The sequence below is a fragment of the Hymenobacter polaris genome, assembly GCF_012927305.1.
Classification (GTDB): domain Bacteria; phylum Bacteroidota; class Bacteroidia; order Cytophagales; family Hymenobacteraceae; genus Hymenobacter; species Hymenobacter polaris.
In genome coordinates, this window is sequence record NZ_JABBGH010000001.1 from 1,792,123 (window position 1) to 1,808,880 (window position 16,758).

A 16,758-nucleotide genomic window follows, 5' to 3' on the forward strand; every position below is an offset into this window, starting at 1 on the left:
GCGCCGGGTGGCACCCCGCGCCCGCGCCGCCGGGGCCGGCGGGCGCAAATTCTGAGCAGAGTGCCACTCTGCTTGGTAGTGGCCGCAAAGGTACGAACCGGGTTGGGGCGGGCGGCGTTACCTTCGCGTAGTAGTACCGTACTGGGCCGGCAGCGAGGTAGCGCGGGCAGTGGCCCTAGGGCTCTGGCGCGCCGCATTGCGCCTAGGGCCGGCCCCAGCTTCTTCCCCCTCTCCTACCCATGCCTGCCCCCTCCCCTGCCGTTCCGGCCGCGCCCGTAGCCCCCGTTTCGTTCGAGGATACCCGCATTGCCTTCGAAGCCAAGTCGGACGCCGACTTGCGCAAAATGTACCTGCTGTTTGCGGCCATGAACAACGGCAGCCTGGTAAAGCTCGGCGGCGGGCTTATGCAGTCGGCCCTGCAGTGGCACCTGCCCGGCGTGAAGCTGCTCATCAAAAACACGATATTCCGGCAGTTTTGCGGCGGCGAAACCATTGCCGAGTGCCAGCCGGTGATAAACGAGCTGGGACGCTACCACATTGGCACCATCCTCGACTACTCGGTGGAAGGCGCCGGCAACGACTACAGCTTCGACCGCACCCGCGACGAGATACTGGCCACCATTGCGCTGGCCGCCACCACGCCCCACATTCCGTTCTCGGTGTTTAAGGTAACGGGCCTGATGCCCACCGCGCTACTCGAGAAGAAGCAGGCGGGCATCCCCCTAGGGCAAACCGAACGGGCCGCCTTTGCGCGCGGCGAGCAGCGCCTGAACGCGCTGTGCGCCAGCGCCCACGAGCGTGGCGTGCGCCTGTTTGTGGATGCCGAGGAAAGCTGGATTCAGCACACCATCGACGAGCTGGCCGAGGCCATGATGCAGCGCTACAACCAAGAGCGCGCCATTGTATGGAACACCTACCAACTGTATCGCCACGACCGGCTCGACGCCTTTAAGGCGGCCTACGAGCGGGCGGTGCAGGGCAGCTACTACCTAGGGGTGAAACTGGTGCGCGGCGCTTACATGGAGAAGGAAGCCCGCCTGGCCCAGCAGCGCGGCCTGCCCACGCCCATCAACCCCAGCAAGCAAGCCACCGACGACCTCTACGACGAGTCGCTGCGCTTCAGCGTGCAGCACCTCGACCGCATCAGCCTGTGCGCGGGCACCCACAACGAGGCCAGCTCGCGCCTGCTTACCGAGTTGATGCGCGAGGCTGGCGTGGCCCCCCAGGACGAGCGCGTATGGTTTGCGCAGCTCTACGGCATGAGCGACAACCTGAGCTATAATCTGGCCCACGCCGGCTACCACACGGCCAAGTACGTGCCCTACGGCCCCGTGGAAGCCGTGATGCCCTATTTGCTGCGCCGAGCCAATGAGAACACCGCCATCGCGGGCCAGAGTAGCCGCGAGTTTGGCCTGATAAAGAAGGAGTTAAATCGCCGCAGCGGCAAGAAATAGCTGCTGGCAAACGGGCGCCGCAACCCCCTAAAATTTTGGCCTGGACGCAACGCCGGCTCGATTTTTGGTATCTATCTACAAACCAGAACCGGTCGGGGCGACCGGTTCGTACGTATAAGATAGTGGCGCGTTGCGCGAGCCGGGCCCCCTAGGGGCTGGCGCGCAGCTAGGCTGCCGCTGTCGCCCCGCTAGTTAAATTATTTCATTTTCCCATCCTTCGCTATGACTAATCGCCTTCGCCAGTACCTTATTCGCTATGCCCGCCAGCAGGTGGGCACCGTCAGCTACCTCACCCTCGTGCAAGAGTCGGAGCTGGGCCTGAACCTGGATATCTCGCACGAGAAATCGCGCCTGAACGAGATGCTGGCCGAGATTTCGACCGAGGAGCACCAGGCGGGCCGGCCGCTGCTGAGCTGCCTGGTGCGGGTGCAGGGTTCGAAAGGTCAGGGCGATAACTTTTATAAGCTGTGCGAGCGCCTGGGCCTGGGCGAGTGGCGCAGCCTGAAGCAGGACGAGCAGTTTTTGAAAGGGCTGATTCGGGACTGCCGCAGCTTTTGGCTGCAAGAAGCAAACTATGCGCAGTATGCCGCTCTGTCTGAGGTTTAGCTTAATAACTAGTTATCAATTATATAAGCCCCGGTCTTAACCGGGGCTTTTTTATGGCCGTCTGCGCCGAAAACCAGCCGGGCGCAACCCCGCGCGCCCAGACTCGTTAAGCTAAACGAGACGGCATAGGCCGTTTTCCCACCCAAGTTTCCTTTTCCAATGAATACCAACGACCCCAACAACCCGATGAATTCCGGCACTGGCGCCGGCTCTAACTACGGCACCAGCAATACCGGCACTGGCCTGGGCAACAGCGGCAACCTGAGCAACGAAAGCACCAGCTACGCCGGCGGCACCGACTACAGCGGCGCTAGCGGTGGTAGCACCTCGTCGGACGCTGATACCCTCGACTCATCCACCCAATCGATGGAAGGCGGCGCTTCAGCCACCGGCTCTACCTACGGCAACACCGAAACCAATTCGTCGGCAACTAACTCCGACCAGACTTCGCGCCCCGGCGACGACTATAGCGCCACGGCCAAAGGCGCGGCCGTAGCTGGCTCGGCAGGCGCGGCCGTGGGCCGCGGCATCGACGCGGTGCAGAATACCGCCTCGCGGGCCGGCCATGCCGTTAAGGACGCCGTAACGGGCGAGAATGACAGCTATGACAATGATTACCGCGAGGGGGGCACTACGAGCGGTATGTTTAAGGACCGCACTAGTGCTGAGCGCGCCTACCAGGCGCTGCACGAGCGCGGCTATCATAAAGACGATGTACACCTGATGATGTCGGACGACACGCGCAAAACGCATTTCGGCGACGCCAATGAGCACACTGAGTTGGGCGATAAAGCTATGGAAGGCGCGGGCGTAGGCTCGGCCATCGGCGGCACGGCGGGCGCCATTATTGGCGCCATCGCGGCCATCGGCACGTCGGTAGCCCTGCCGGGCCTTGGGCTCATTATTGCCGGTCCGCTGGCGGCGGCCTTGGCGGGCGCCGGGGCTGGTGGCCTCACGGGCGGCCTGGTGGGCGCCCTGGTAGGCTCGGGCATTCCCGAGGAGCACGCCGTGGAGTACGAAGAAGGCGTTAAAAACGGTGGCATCGTGATGGGCGTGAAGCCCCGCAATGCCGAAGACGCCAAGTATTTCGAGGAGTCGTTCAAGCAGAACAACGCCGAAAAGGTGTATCGCTATTAAGATAGCCTTGCCCCTAAGGTAGCGTTAGCGCGCTACGCTTACTAAGTTTAAAAAAGCCCCTTCCCCTGCGGAAGGGGCTTTTTTTATTTCTGGATTGACTTTATTTTTTCTTCTAAGCCGCGGCATTTTTTGGCATGAATCCCCCCTAGGGGGTGCCTGGCTGCTGAGCCGTGCGTCGCTCACCAATTCGTGGGTAGCTGGCTAAGGCTGCGGCGCTTTGCCCGGTGCTAGGGTCTGAGCTTACTAGCCCGCCGCTGGCTGGCAGCAGCCCTACACTAAACATTCATCTGCTCTACGTCAACCATTTAACCGCTTGGTTGGTTAGCTTGCCGGCCGTCCCCTCTCCCACCCGGCGGCTACCCGTTCTGCAACGGCGCCGGCCTAGGCTGCGTCCTTGCCCGGTTTTGATAGCGTGACGATAGCGGAGCACTTATGTGGATAGTACGACTGGCCCTGGCGCGGCCCTACACCTTCGTGGTAATGGCGCTGCTGATTCTGATTGGCGGCATCCTCACCATCCGGCAAATGGCGGTGGACATCTTCCCCGACATCCCGATTCCGGTGGTAGGCATCGTGTGGACCTACTCGGGCATCGCGCCCGAGGAGATGAACCAGCGCGTCGTCATTCCGGTGGAGCGGGCCATCACCACCACCGTCAACAACGTGGAGCACCAGGAAAGCCAGAGCCTCAAGGGCATCGGGCTGATTAAGGTATTTTTCCAGCCTGGCACCAACCCCGACGCGGGCGTGGCCCAGCTCACGGCCATCAACCAGACGCTGCTGCGGGTGCTGCCGCCCGGCATCACGCCGCCGCTCATCATCCGCTACTCGGCCTCCAACGTGCCCATTGCCCAGACGTCGCTCTCGTCGGAGACCCTAGGCGAGTCGGACTTGTTTGACGCGGCCAATGCCTTTATTCGGCCGGGCCTGGCGGTGGTGCCGGGCGCCTCGGTGCTGCTGCCTAACGGCGGCAAGCCCAAGCAGGTGATGGTGGACCTCGACCCGCAGAAGCTGGCCGGCAAGGGCCTGAGCGCCGACGACGTGGTGAACACCCTCACGGCCCAGAACGTGATTATTCCGGCCGGCTCGGCCAAGATTGGCAACCGCGAGTACGACGTGCGCCTCAACTCCAGCCCCGAGGCCATTGCCACGCTCAACGACTTGCCCATCAAGACGGTAGATGGCGTAACGACCTACATCCGCGACGTGGCTTTCGTGCACGAGGGCTCGGCGGTGCAGCAGAACATCGTGCGCCAGAACGGGCGGCGCACGGCCATCATCCCGATTCTGAAAAGCGGGGCGGCCTCCACGCTCACCATCATCAACGGCATCAAGAAGGCGCTGCCCAACATTCAGGCCAACGCCCCGGCGGGCCTCAATATCAAGCTACTGTTCGACCAGTCGTTTTTCGTGCGGGCCAGCATCAAGGGCGTAATTATCGAGGCCAGCATCGCGGCGGCGCTCACGGCGCTCATGATACTGCTGTTTCTGGGCTCGTGGCGCTCCACGCTCATCATTGCCACCAGCATTCCGCTGTCCATTTTGGTCAGCATCGTGGTGATGAACATCCTGGGCCAGACGCTCAACATTATGACCCTAGGGGGCCTCTCGCTGGCCGTGGGCATTTTAGTAGACGATGCCACGGTGGAAATCGAGAACATTCACCGCAACATGGGCCAGAAGAAGGGCCTCAAGCGCAGCATTCTGGACGGCGCGCAGCAGATTGCCACGCCCGCGCTGGTGGCCACGCTGAGTATCTGCATCGTGTTTGTGCCGGTGTTCTTCCTGGGCGGGGTGGCGTCGGCCATTTTCGCGCCCCTGGCCACGGCAGTTATTTTCGCCATGCTGGCCTCGTACCTGCTCAGCCGCACGCTGGTGCCCACCATGGTCATGTTCTTGCTACGCAAGGAACTGCCCATTTACCACGCCCAGGAAGAGGAGGAAGTGCCCAGCGCCCACTTCCGCAACGGGCGCGAAGTCAGCCAGGCCGAGCGCGACCTGGCCCGCCTGCACCGCCAGCAGTTCGAGCACGAGCACCCTAGCGGCACGCCCGAGGAAGAAGCCGAAGCGCCCCCCACCAAAGCCGAGGAAGCCGCCGCCGAGGGCATTCAAAAAAGCTGGGTGTGGCGCATCCACACCGGTTTCGAGCACGGGTTCGAGAAGTTTCGCCACACCTATCAGGGCGCCCTCGACTGGGCCCTCGACCACCGCGGGCTGGTGGGCGCGGCCTTCGCGGTGCTGTTCATCGGCTCCCTAGGGCTGTACCCGTTTATTGGCGAGAACTTCTTCCCCACCGTGGATGCCGGCCAGCTGCGCCTGCACGTGCGGGTGCCCACCGGCACGCGGGTCGAGGAAACGGAGGTGCGCTTCCGGCAGGTCGAGCAGGTGATTCGGCACGTGATTCCGGCCAAGGAGCTGGACTTGATACTCGACAACATTGGCCTGCCGGCCATCTCCATCAACCTGCTGCTGAGCGACAACCCTACCATCGGGGCCGGCGACGGCGAGATACTGGTGAGCATGAAGGAAGACCACGGCCCCACCGCCGGCTACATCAACCAGATTCGGGCCGAGTTGAAGCAGAAGTACCCCGACCTGACGGTGTTCTTCCAGCCCGCCGACATCGTGAACCAGACGCTGAACTTCGGCTTGCCCGCGCCCATCGACATTCAGGTAACCGGCCGCAACGTGCCCGCCAACCACGCCCTGGCCGAGAAGATGGAAAAGGAAATCGCGGGCATTCCGGGCGTGGTCGATGCCTTTGTGTACCAGAAGTTTGACCAGCCCCAGATTCGCCTCGACGTGGACCGGGTGCGGGCCCAGCAGGCCGGCCTGGCCCAGCGCGACATTGCCAACAACGTGCTGGTGAACCTGAGCAGCAGCACCCAAACCAACCCCAACCAGTGGCTGAACCCGCAAAACGGCGTGAACTACACCGTGGCCGTGCAGACGCCCCCTAGCCAGCTGGCCACCCTCGACGAGCTGAACCAGATAACCGTGACCGGCGCCAACCAGCCCGAGCCGCAGCTGCTGACCAGCTTTGCTAAAGTGCGCCGCACCAGCACCGTAGCCGTGGCTTCGGACTATAACATCCAGCGCACGGTGGACATTTACGCCAGCGTGAGCGGGCGCGACCTAGGGGGCGTGGCCAGCGACATCAGGGCGGTGATGGCTAAGTACCAAAAGGATAAGAAGGCGCTGCCCAAGGGCACCACGCTGGTGCTGCGCGGCCAGGCCGACTCGATGCGCACCTCGTTCGTGGGCCTGGAGCTGGGCCTGGCCGGCGCCATCGTGCTGGTATACTTACTGATGGCCGTGAATTTCCAAAGCTGGCTCGACCCGCTCATCATCATCACGGCGCTGCCGGGCGCGCTGGCGGGCATCCTGTGGATGCTATTCGTGACGCAAACCACCCTGAGCGTGCCGGCTCTGATGGGCGCCATCATGTGCATCGGGGTGGCCACGGCCAACTCCATCCTGCTGGTCACCTTCGCTAACGAGCGCCGCGAGGAGGAGCCCGACCTGGCGCCCCGCGACGCGGCCCTGGATGCCGGCTTCACCCGCCTGCGCCCGGTGCTGATGACGGCCCTAGCCATGATTATCGGCCTGCTGCCCATGTCGCTGGGCCTAGGGGAGGGCGGCGAGCAAAACGCCCCGCTGGGCCGCGCCGTGATTGGCGGGCTGATGCTGGCTACCGTTACTACCCTCTTTTTTGTGCCCATCATGTTCTCGTTCTTCAAGGAGCGCGAGGCAAAAGCGGAAGCCAAAGCTCAGCAGGAAGCCAACGAGGTGCCCGCGCCGCAGGCGGCCTAGGGTATTGGCGCTCTTACGGCCTGGCAGCCACCCGTCAGGCCGTCATTCCGAGCTTGCGTGGAGTCTCGCTTGAAGTCATCCAGGTGTCATTGCACCACCATTCAACGAAGCGGGCGAGATTCCTCGCAGGCTCGGAATGACGTCTTTTACTCACTCTTTTTTTACTGTTGCTACCCCTAGGGCCCTGCCGCGCCAAATACCTTAAGCCGAATGTCTAACCCTACCGCCACCCAACCCCGAAATACCGGCACCGGCCGCTTCTGGCTGGTTATCTTGATTTTACTAGCCGTATTCGGCCTGCTTTTCGTGGTGGGCATCGTGCCGCGCCTGCGCAACAACCACGCTCGCGGCGAGGCCGCCCAAACCGAGCGCACCGCTAGCCCCGTGGTACTGGTGGCGCCCGCCCGCCGCGCGCCCGACACCACTGCCCTGCGCCTGCCCGCCGACATCCGCGCCCTGCACGAAACCTTCGTGTTTGCCCGCGTCAATGGCTTTGTGCAGAGTTGGACCACCGACATCGGCAAGCACGTGCGCAAGGGCCAGGTGCTGGCCACCATTGCCACGCCCGAGCTAGACCAACAGATTGCCCAGGCCCAGGCCAACCTGGCGCTGGCCCGCAGCTCGTTTGGCCGCCTCGAAAGCGTGGGGCTGCCCGGCGCCGTGTCGAAGCAAGAAGTGGACGCCGGCCGGGCGCAGTACCTAGCCCAGCAGGCGGTGGTGAAGCAGCTGCAGGCCCAGCGCAGCTTCCGGCAGGTGGTGGCGCCCTTTAGCGGCACCATTACCCAGCGCAACGTGGACGTGGGCACGCTGGTGACGGGCGGCAACTCGACGGGCACGCAGCTCTTTAAGGTGGAGGACACCGACACGCTGCGCGCCTTCGTGGACGTGCCCCAGAACTACGTGCCCGGCATCAAAAAAGGCATGCGCGCCGACGTGCTGGTGCCCGAATACCCCACCAAGCCCTTCGAGGCGCACGTCTCGCGCGATGCTGCCTCGCTCGACCCCGCCACCCGCACGCTGCGCACCGAGGTGCAGCTACCCAACCGCCGCCAGCAGGTGCGGGCCGGCGCCTACGGCCAGGTGCGCTTCGAGTTGCCCCAAACTACCCCTAGCATCCTGATTTCGGCCAACGCCCTGGTGCCGGGCATCGAGCCCAAAGTAGTTGTCGTGCGCGACGGCAAGGTGCATTTCCAGCCCATCGTAACCGGCCGTGACTTCGGCTCGACGGTGGAAGTAACCCGCGGCCTGCGGGGCGGCGAGCAGCTGGTAATTAACCCCGCCGAAACGCTGGCCGAGGGCGCCGCCGTAACGACCAAAGCCGCGCCCGCCGCCCCCAAGCCCACCGGCCCCACCCCCACCAAGCCTGGCCCCAACGACCCCGACGCCCCTAGGGTCTCGTCGCCGCTGGCCAAGTAGTAGTTCAGTTTATAACAACGAAAAAAGAACGTCATGCTGAGCTTGTCGAAGCATATCTACTGAATAAGTAACTCTTGCATTTGAAGTTAATTGCGCAGTAGAGATGCTTCGACAAGCTCAGCATGACGTTCTTCTGAGAACAGTTGGCATGCGTATTTCCCTTTTTATCTTCGGCTTAACGCTCACTGGCTGCGCGGCCACGCGCTACCGCTACGAGCCGCCCGCCGTGCCCGTGCCCACGGCGTTTAAAAACACGGCGCCCGTGGACTCTTTGGGGCGCGGGCGGCCCGAGCAGCCGGCCCCAGTAGCCCGCGACACCGCCCGCGAGCTGCCCCAAGTGCCCAGCCTGCCCGCCTGGTGGGCAGTGTTTAACGACACCACGCTGAGCCGGCTCGAAACGCAAGCCCTGGCACAGAACTACTCGGTGCGGGCCGCCGTGGCGCGCATCGACCAGGCCCGCGCCCAGTTGCGCATTGCCGATGCCCAGCGCGTGCCAATCGTTGCGCTGGCGCCCCAGACCTACAAGTCGCAGCTGTCGGCCCTGCGCCCCTTGCAGTCGGCGGTAATTCCGGCCGTAGCCGTGCCCCAAACCCAGTTCTACGTGCCCCTGAACGTGAACTACGAGGTGGACTTGTTTGGCCGCCTCAAGCGTCAGGCCCAAGCCGCCCGCGCCACCGAGCAGGCCACCGAAGCCGATGGGCAAGCCGTGCGCCTAACAACCACCGCCGACGCGGCCGACATCTACCTCAACCTGCGCGGCCTCGATGCTGAGCTGCTGGTGCTCGACAGCGCCCGCCAAGCCCGCCGCTACAATGTGCAACTGACCGACGCGCGCTTCCAGGCCGGCGTGGACAACGAGATTGGCGTGCGCCGCGCCCAAACCGAGCTGGCCAACGTGGAGGCCACCGCTATTGAGCTGCGCCGCCAGCGGGCCGGGCTGGTAGCGGCGCTTTCCACGCTGGTGGGCCGCCCGGCCAGCAGCTTTGTGGTGCCCTCGCTGGCGCCCGACTCGGTAAGCTACCAGAGCGCGCTGCCGGGCGGCCCGCGCACGGCCCCCACTGGCGCCCCCGCCCTGCTGCCGCCGCTGCCCAGCATTCCGGCCACGGTGCCCGCCAGCCTGCTGGCCCGCCGCCCCGACGTGCGCCGCGCCGAGCGCCAGCTGGCCGCCGCCGACCTGCGCGCCGACGCCGCGCGCCTCAACCGCCTGCCCACGCTGCTGCTCAACGGCTTTGTGGGCCCCCAAAGCTCGCAGCTGGGCGAGCTGCCCAACGTGGGCCGGGGACTGACGTACTACGTAGGGGGCGGCTTCAACATCCCGCTCTTTGATGGCGGCCGGCTGCGCGGGGCCGAGCAGCTGGCCCGCGCCCAGGGCCGTGAAGTAGAAGCTAACTACCAAGGCGTAGCCCTCACCGCCTTCGAGGAAACCGAAACCGCCTTGGCCAACGTGCGCGCCGCCGAAGCCCAGCTGCGGGCCCAGCAGCGGGCCCTCACCGCCGCCCGCCTGGCCGGCGCCCTCACCCTAGAGCGCTACCGCCGTGGCCTCAGCGATTACTTCGCTGTGGTCGATGCCGACCGCCAAACCCTCGACGCCGCCCGCCTGCTGGTGCAAACCCAAACCACCCAGCTGCGCGCCGCCGTGGCCCTGGTGCGGGCTCTAGGCGGCGGCTGGCAGTAGCTTAGTGCTTAACGAAAGCACGTCAGGCTGAGCTTGCCGAAGCATCTCTACCACGCCGCCTAGGGTGTTGTTCAGTAGAGATGCTTCGCAGGGCTCAGCATGACGTGCTTTTTTGTTGGTAACTAGTCATTAGTCACTAGTAGTTAATCACTAAGCCAACTACCTTAGCGCCTCACCTTATTCTTTCTCTCGTATGGCAGCGCGCAACATTATTGCCTGGGTTTTGCAAGTGCTCATTGGGCTGGCTTTCATCGCCTCTGGCGGCAACAAACTCCTGCACCTGAACGACACGGTAGCCATGTTCGGCAAGCTGGGGCTGCCGACGGTGGTGGCCTACCTGGTGGCGGGTGGCGAGGTGCTGGGCGGCATTGGCCTGTTTATTCCGCAGTTTGTGCGCCCAGCGGCCCTAGGGCTGATTATCATCATGATTGGGGCGGCATTTATGCACGCCACGCGCATTCCGGGCGGGCTGCTGCCCAACGGGCTGGGAGCGATAGGTTTGCTAGTGGGACTGGTGGCCATCCTGGTACTGCGCCGGCCGGCCCCCACGCGGCTGGCCTAGGGCCATTTGGGCTACTTTGTTGTTATAAGTACCGCCGGGCACTGAGCCCGGCGGTTTTTTTATGCAACTGCTTTACTCTTACCTGCGCCGCTATTGGCCCCTGCTGGTGCTGGCCCTGGTGCTGGCGGCCGTCAACCAGGTCTTTTCGCTGCTCGACCCCTACCTGTTTCGCCGGCTCGTTGACCATTTTGTACCCCGCACCGGCGGCGTGAGCGGGCTGCTGAACGTGCCCTTCTGGCCGTTTTTCTGGCAGGCCATTCCCTACATTGGTGCCATGCTAGGCGTGGCCATGGTGTCGCGCATCGCCAAAAACTTCCAGGACTACTACGTCAACGTCATCACCCAGCGCCTGGGCGCGCGCATGTACTCCGACGGCCTGCGCCACTCGCTCGATTTGCCCTACCAGGTATTTGAGGACCAGCGCTCGGGCGAAACCCTGGGCAAGCTCCAGAAGGTGCGCCTCGACGTGGAGAAGCTCATTCAAAGCTTTGTCAACGTGCTGTTTACGTCGGTGGTGGGCATCATCTTCGTGATGTGGTACGCCATTACCGTGTACTGGCCCATCGCGCTGGGCTATTTCCTCACCATCCCGCTGCTGGGCATTTTGAGCTTCGCGCTCAGCAAGAAAATCAAGGTCATTCAGCGCACCATCGTGGGCGAAACCACGGCCCTGGCCGGCTCTACCACCGAAAGCCTGCGCAACATCGAGCTGATTAAGAGCCTCGGGCTGGCCCAGCAGGAAACCGAGCGCCTGAACGGCATCACCAGCAAAATCCTGAAGCTGGAGCTGCGCAAGGTGCGCTACCTGCGCTCGCTGAGCTTCGTGCAGGGCACGTTCGTGAATTTACTGCGCAACATTATCATCTTGCTGCTCTTGTACTTGCGGGTGCAAAACCACATTAGCCTGGGCGAGTTTTTCTCGTTCTTTATTTACTCGTTCTCCATCTTCGGGCCCTTGCAAGAGCTGGGCACCATCATCGGCACCTACCGCGAAACCGAGATTTCGCTCAATAATTTCCAAACCATCCTTGACACCCCGCGCGACGTGAAGCCGGCCCACCCTAGGGCCATTGAGCGCATCGAAACCCTGGCCTTCGAGGACGTGGTATTTAAGCACCTCACGGCGCCCGCGCCGGCTCTGGCGGGTATCTCGTTCGAGGCCAAGCTGGGCGAAACCATTGCCTTCGTGGGCCCCAGCGGCTCGGGCAAAACCACCCTGGTGAAGCTGCTGGTGGGCCTCTACCCGCCGCTGTCGGGCGAAATCCTCTACAACGGCATCCCCAGCCAGGAGGTGGACCTCGACCAGTTGCGCGAGCAAATCGGTTTCGTGACGCAGGACACGCAGCTATTTGCCGGCACCATCCGCGAAAACTTGCGCTTCGTGGCGCCCCAGGCCACCGACGAAGAGTGCCTGCGCGCGCTGCACCAGGCGGCCGCCGACACCCTGCTGGCCCGCGCTCCCCAGGGCCTCGACACGGTACTGGGCGAAGGCGGCGTGAAGGTATCGGGCGGCGAAAAGCAGCGCCTCAGCATTGCCCGCGCCCTGCTGCGCCACCCCACCCTGCTGGTATTCGACGAGGCCACCTCGGCCCTCGACTCGCTCACGGAAGAGGAAATCGGCCGCACCGTGCGCGAACTGTCGGGCTCGCGCCAGCACATCACCGTGCTCATTGCCCACCGCCTCAGTACCATTCTGCACGCCGACCGCATCTTCGTGCTCGAGCGCGGCCGCGTAGCCGAAGCCGGCCGCCACGACGAGCTGCTTACCCAAAAAGGCCTCTACTACGCCATGTGGCGCCAGCAAATTGGCGAGCGCAAGGAAGGTGCTGTAGCAGCGGCGGTGGCCTAATGCGCACCCTGCATAACTAGTAAAAAGGCTGGCCATTGGGCGGCACAGTGCTAGAAGGCAGCGTGCTGGGCCGCCGGGTCAACGCGCACCGAGTCAACCCCAAAGTAAGCCGCCACATCGCGGTTGTAGGGTCGGTTGTAAGTTGTGCCAATATCGTAGCCCCGAATAAGCACGTAGCGCGGCACCACGCGCCGAATGGGTGGCACCTGCGCTCGCACGTGGGGCGTAGTGAGGGCTAGGCGCTGCAAAAAAGCGTAGCGCTGCCAGCATTGCTCATACCAGCTAGGAGCCTCGATGGCTACCTCGCGCCACGCCCGGCGCACGGGCAGCAGCACATACAGCACGAGCAGGGCACCGATGGCGTACCGCACGAGTTTGGGAACGGGGCGGCGCTGGCTGGCCGCAGCGGGCAGGGCCGCCCAGCAAGCCCCTAGCCAGCCAAGCAGCAGCCACCAGAGCAGCAGATTAGCCACTCTGCTCGAAATGGCGGGGCTTTCAATTTGCACCTGCATCAGCAATGCCCCTAGCAGGATCCCGACGAGGAGCACGGCGGCGCCGAAAGGCAAAGGCAGCCGCAGCCCACGGGGCCGCGCGGCTACCAGTGCGGGCACCAAGGGCTGCAACGCGAGCGGCGCCAGCAGCAGTAGTAGCACGCCGGGAGTAAAAAGCAGGCGCCCCAACGCCCCGGCCAGCCAAGCCGGATGCCAAAAAGAGGCGAGCAGCGGGGCCATATTCCTTGCGCCTGAGGCCGTTGCGTGCAGGCGCTGCTGCGTGCCGGGGGCCGTTGCGTTTAGCCACGCCGCCCCGGCTAGCAGCCCCAGCAAGCCGGCCCAGAGGCGCAGGGCCGCCCCTTGCCACCGCTGCCAACTGATGCCGCCCGCCACGAGCAGCAGCCACCCCAGCAGCACGGTGGCCGGCTCGCTCGAACCGCCCGTGCAAAGGGTGCCGATTACCGCCAAACTCAGCCACGCCAGCTTAGGAGCCCGGCGGGTGGCTTGCTGAAAACGCACCGCGCCTACTACCACTAGCAGCAGATATAGCGCGGCCAGGTGGTGCGTTACCTGCGCGGCAAACCAATAGAACGAGGCGTAGATATCGGGAATAAGCGCGATAAAGAACAGCAGGAGCGCGCCGGCCAGCAGCAGCGTAGTAAGCCGGCTGAGGGCGGGCCGCAGCAGGCTGCGCAAACTAAACCACAGGGCAAGCAGCGTACATAAGTTGATAACCAGGCTCGCCAGCCCGTAGGCCCGCAGCGCACCGTAGGTCAGCGGGTTGCCGACTACTAGAAGAAAGGAAGCTACGAAGCGGCCGTATAGATGCGCGTAGAGATAAGCCTGGGCTGCCCACGGGCCCCGCGTGCGGCCTAGGGTGCCCAGCGCAAAATCATCCAGGTAGGGCTGGTTGTAGTAGCACAGCAGGAAGAAGGGCAGCAGGGCCGCCAGCAAGCCAGCGGCTAGCAGCAACCGCCCGGCAGAACGGACACGAAACGGCATGAAGAAACAAGTTTGAGGCAGAAATACGCACTTGCAAGCGCTGCCCCTGGCCCAGCCAACCTAAAACAAACCAGCGTTAAGCCCACATTTTTTTTAACCCACAAGAACGGGCATTTCGCTGGATGGGGCCGGCCGGCTGGCAGGGCTTGTCCAACCGCCTGACCTACCACGACGCAGCTACTTGCTACCGCCCGCTGGCTTCGCCACTGGCGCAACGGGCGCGGGGCGAGTGGCGGCGGGCGTGGAACTGCCGCTTTGGCTACCGCCGCCGTTTTCGTCGGTTTTCAAGTCGTCGTTTTTCACGTTTTTGTGGGGGCGTGCCTCGGCGCTGAGCTTGCCGACCCGATAGCTGAAGTACACCTTGAAGCTGGTGAGGTGCTGCACAACGGTGCTATTTTGGGTTAGCAGGAGGCTGGCGATGTCGGTGCGCACGGCGTTGCGCAGCGAAAAGAAGTTTTCGGCCCCGAAACCCAGGCTGGCCCGCTTGTTGGCAAACTCGCGCTTGAGGCTGAAACTGTAAACGGCGAAGTTGCTTTGCGCGCCTTGCAGCTGCACCTGCTGCCCGCGGTAGAAGCCAAACACCTGCAAGCCCCAGCCCTTGGGCAGGGCGTAGCTGCCGTAGAGGCGGCCGGCCAGCACCAGGCCCGCGTTGCGGGCGGCGTAGCGCGGGTCGGGCACGTTGTTTTGCAGCACCAGGTAGTAAGCGTCCAGCCCGGCGCTGATGCTAAATTGTTGGCCCACGCTCAAATCAAGAAACGCGCTGCCGCCGTAGGCACTTTCGGCGCCCACGTTCTGGTAGTCAATCAGCACCGCGCCGGGGTACTCAACTTGGCCTAGGGGCGTGCGCACCGACTGGATGGAGCCGGTGGTGCGGCGCACAAAGGCCGAGAAATTCAGGTTGGCTTGCCGCAGCAGCGTGCCGTAGCCCAGCTCGTAGTTGCTGGTAAGTTCGGGGCGCAACTGGGGGTTGCCCTGGGTTTGCAGCAGCGGGTTGGCGGCCTGCACATTGGGGTTCAAAAACTGCAGCGAGGGCCGTTGTAAGCGGCGGTTATAGTTCAGCTTCAACACGTTGCCGTTGGCAAACTTGTGCAGCAGCCCCACGCTGGGCACCAGCATCGCGGCCGATTTCGGCCGCGCCGCCGCGCCCAAAATCGGCCGCGATGCTGGTGTATTCGTAGCGCAGGCCCGGCCGCAAAGTGAAGCCTAGGGGCAGGTTGAAGGTATAGACCAGGTAGGCCGCCGCCACGTTTTGCCGATACCGAAACGAGTTGTCGGCCTGCGCACTGGCCAGCTGGCCGTAGTAGGTGTAGTCGCTGCCCACCCGGCGGCGGATGTTCTTCGCGCCCAGCTCCAGCAGCTGGTTTTTCAGGGTGGGCGTCTGGTAGTCGAGCTGGGCGGTTAGCTCCTGGTTGGTGCTGTGGTTGTCGTTGCCCGCCGTGCCCGGCCCCGCCGCGTCGGTGGCAGCGTAAATGTCGTTGTCGAAGTTGTAGTCGCGGTTGTTGTAGCTCAGCAGGGCCAGCGCGCTCAGCTCGCGCTGCGGCTTGGCGTAGAGGTGGGTGTAGGCGAGGCTGGCATCGACGGTGCCCGACTCGTCGGTGGTGCGCACGTTGCGCGCCGAACTGGTGCCTAGGCCTGTAGCTAGCGGCTGGGTCTGGGTCAGCAGCCCGTCCTGGTAAGTGGTGGCGTTGCGGGTGCCATAGGTGAGCGAAGCCGCTAGCGCATTTTGTTTATCCAGGTCAAAATCCCACCCTAGGGTATAGCGGCCAAACAACTGGTTTTGGCGCGTATCGGCCACCTGCGTGGTGCGGGTTTGGGCGCTGGTGGCGGGGTCGGTGGTTTGCTGCTCGTTGCGGAAGCTGCCCGGCGTGTTGTAGCCCGCCCGCCCGAAGCCCCCCAGGGCAAAGCCCATGCGGCCGGTGCGGTAGCCGCCGTTCAGGTTGAGGGTGCCCGAGCGGGTGCCGCCGCTGCCATCGGCGCTCAGCTGGCCGCCGCGCAGGGCGTTGCCCTTGGTCACGATGTTGATGATGCCTGCCGAGCCTTCGGCATCGTACTTGGCCGAGGGCGCGGTTATCACCTCCACCCGCGCAATCTGGTCGGCGGGCAGCTGGCGCAGGCCGTCGGCCACGCTGGTGGCCGTGATGGTGCTGGGCTTGTTGTTTATCAGCACCTTAATATTCTGGCTACCGCGCAAACTCACATTGCCGTCCAGGTCCACGCTCAGCAGCGGCACGCGGCGCAGCACCTCGGTGGCGTCGCCGCCGCGGGTGGTTTCATCCTGGTCGGCGTGGTACACGGTGCGGTCCACCAGCTCCTCCACCAGGCGCCTGGGGCCTGTCACGGTCACTTCGCTCAGCTGCTGGGGGGCAGGCGCCAGGGCCAGGGCCCCTAGGGCCTGCTCGCCGCCCGCCACCACCACGCCGGCGCGCGTCAGCTCCTGGTAGCCCAGCGCACTCACCCGCAGCGTGTAGGTGCCGGCCGCCACGCCCGCCAGCTCAAACCGGCCACTACCGCCGCCCACGGCGCCCGCCACCACGGCGCCCGCCACCACGGCGCCCGCTGCGGTTAGCACGGCCACCGTGGCGTAGGGCAGCGGCCGCCCCGTGGCGCCATCCGTCACCAAGCCCGTGAGGCGGCCCGCCGCGCGGGTGGTTGGGGCTGCCACTTGGCCATAACTGGCACTGGGCCGGGCGCCCAGCAGGGCGGCCAGCAGCACCACTGCGCGTAACTTGTCAGGCATAAAAAGGAGAGTTGCC

11 protein-coding genes are annotated in these 16,758 nt (G+C 64.2%); 8 read left to right on the plus strand and 3 right to left on the minus strand.

Annotation, left to right across the window (positions count from 1 at the left end; all coding sequences use genetic code 11):
- Positions 1–239 precede the first annotated feature (239 nt).
- The 8 genes from HHL22_RS07675 to HHL22_RS07710 all read left to right on the plus strand — a co-directional run bounded on the left by HHL22_RS07675 (position 240) and on the right by HHL22_RS07710 (position 12,512).
- Positions 240–1,454, plus strand: coding sequence for a proline dehydrogenase family protein (locus HHL22_RS07675; RefSeq protein ID WP_169530340.1), 1,215 nt, complete (start codon positions 240–242; stop codon positions 1,452–1,454).
- A gap of 222 nt (positions 1,455–1,676) precedes the next feature.
- The gene (locus HHL22_RS07680) at positions 1,677–2,060 is read left to right on the plus strand and encodes a hypothetical protein (protein ID WP_169530341.1); all 384 of its coding nucleotides are present in this window, start codon (positions 1,677–1,679) and stop codon (positions 2,058–2,060) included.
- 159 nt (positions 2,061–2,219) lie between these two features.
- Positions 2,220–3,197, plus strand: a complete 978-nt coding sequence (locus tag HHL22_RS24360; protein ID WP_317172636.1) for a hypothetical protein — start codon at positions 2,220–2,222, stop codon at positions 3,195–3,197.
- Between the two features lie 432 nt (positions 3,198–3,629).
- Positions 3,630–7,010, plus strand: coding sequence for an efflux RND transporter permease subunit (locus tag HHL22_RS07690; protein ID WP_169530342.1), 3,381 nt, complete (start codon positions 3,630–3,632; stop codon positions 7,008–7,010).
- Positions 7,011–7,220: 210 nt separating this feature from the next.
- Positions 7,221–8,426, plus strand: a complete 1,206-nt coding sequence (locus HHL22_RS07695) for an efflux RND transporter periplasmic adaptor subunit (RefSeq protein WP_169530343.1) — start codon at positions 7,221–7,223, stop codon at positions 8,424–8,426.
- Between the two features lie 148 nt (positions 8,427–8,574).
- Positions 8,575–10,101 (plus strand): efflux transporter outer membrane subunit, encoded by a 1,527-nt coding sequence (locus tag HHL22_RS07700; RefSeq protein ID WP_169530344.1) that lies wholly within the window; start codon positions 8,575–8,577, stop codon positions 10,099–10,101.
- Positions 10,102–10,294: 193 nt separating this feature from the next.
- Positions 10,295–10,663, plus strand: coding sequence for a DoxX family protein (locus HHL22_RS07705; protein ID WP_169530345.1), 369 nt, complete (start codon positions 10,295–10,297; stop codon positions 10,661–10,663).
- 61 nt (positions 10,664–10,724) lie between these two features.
- Positions 10,725–12,512: an ABC transporter ATP-binding protein gene (locus HHL22_RS07710; protein WP_169530346.1), complete on the plus strand. Its 1,788-nt coding sequence runs from the start codon at positions 10,725–10,727 to the stop codon at positions 12,510–12,512.
- Positions 12,513–12,562: 50 nt separating this feature from the next.
- Here HHL22_RS07710 and HHL22_RS07715 read toward each other — a convergent pair whose 3' ends face one another.
- The 3 genes from HHL22_RS07715 to HHL22_RS07725 all read right to left on the minus strand — a co-directional run bounded on the left by HHL22_RS07715 (position 12,563) and on the right by HHL22_RS07725 (position 16,742).
- Positions 12,563–14,005, minus strand: a complete 1,443-nt coding sequence (locus HHL22_RS07715) for a DUF6056 family protein (protein ID WP_169530347.1) — start codon at positions 14,003–14,005, stop codon at positions 12,563–12,565.
- A gap of 177 nt (positions 14,006–14,182) precedes the next feature.
- Complete coding sequence (locus tag HHL22_RS24220) at positions 14,183–15,121, minus strand: outer membrane beta-barrel family protein (RefSeq protein ID WP_169530348.1); 939 nt, start codon at positions 15,119–15,121, stop codon at positions 14,183–14,185.
- Positions 15,054–16,742, minus strand: coding sequence for a TonB-dependent receptor (locus HHL22_RS07725; protein ID WP_169530349.1), 1,689 nt, complete (start codon positions 16,740–16,742; stop codon positions 15,054–15,056). The genes HHL22_RS24220 and HHL22_RS07725 overlap by 68 nt, the downstream gene beginning before the upstream one ends.
- Between the last annotated feature and the right edge of the window lie 16 nt (positions 16,743–16,758).